This is a genomic window from Pseudomonadota bacterium, assembly GCA_038533575.1.
Lineage (GTDB): Bacteria > Pseudomonadota > Alphaproteobacteria > Rhodobacterales > Rhodobacteraceae > Shimia_B.
The window spans coordinates 1-537 of record JBCAYL010000050.1; the positions used below are offsets into that span (position 1 = coordinate 1).

Sequence of the window (537 nt, forward strand, 5' to 3'; positions counted from 1 at the left end):
GATGACGCAAAAAGTGAGTTTCACGTATGTTCATCGCCGCCGTGGCGCAACGGATAGCGCGCTGGACTTCTAATTCAGAGGTTGTGGGTTCGAATCCCATCAGCGGTGTTTTGTGACAACTCCTCGCGTTCTTTTTGATATCACAGACAGACACACTCGAGTGGATAGACGAGGTGGCCGAGTGGTTAAGGCGATGGACTGCTAATCCATTGGGCTCTGCCCGCGTGGGTTCGAATCCCATCCTCGTCGGACCTGGTTCTATGGTGTAATGGTTAGCACTCTGGACTTTGAATCCAGCGATCCGAGTTCAAATCTCGGTGGGACCTCATCCTTTTCTGAACATTCTTTGACACCACCTGGATGGCTCAGATGCTTCTATGGCTGAGCCAACGATCACCCGAGCCGTGATAGCTCAGTTGGGAGAGCGTTAGACTGAAGATCTAAAGGTCCCCGGTTCGATCCCGGGTCGCGGCATTTTTTTCCACCCCCTTCCCCTCAACATTGAGTCAATAAGTCTCAGCCAAAAAAGTGTCTCAA

4 tRNA genes are annotated in these 537 nt (G+C 51.6%); all 4 read left to right on the forward strand.

The features are described 5' to 3' along the window. Window positions 1–35: 35 nt before the first annotated feature. The 4 genes from AAFM92_16935 to AAFM92_16950 all read left to right on the forward strand — a co-directional run bounded on the left by AAFM92_16935 (window position 36) and on the right by AAFM92_16950 (window position 474). Window positions 36–108, forward strand: a tRNA-Arg gene (locus tag AAFM92_16935). A 59-nt stretch (window positions 109–167) separates the two neighbouring features. After that, a tRNA-Ser gene (locus AAFM92_16940) sits at window positions 168–249 on the forward strand. Window positions 250–254: 5 nt separating this feature from the next. Further along, a tRNA-Gln gene (locus AAFM92_16945) sits at window positions 255–326 on the forward strand. Window positions 327–401: 75 nt separating this feature from the next. After that, a tRNA-Phe gene (locus AAFM92_16950) sits at window positions 402–474 on the forward strand. Window positions 475–537: the final 63 nt, after the last annotated feature.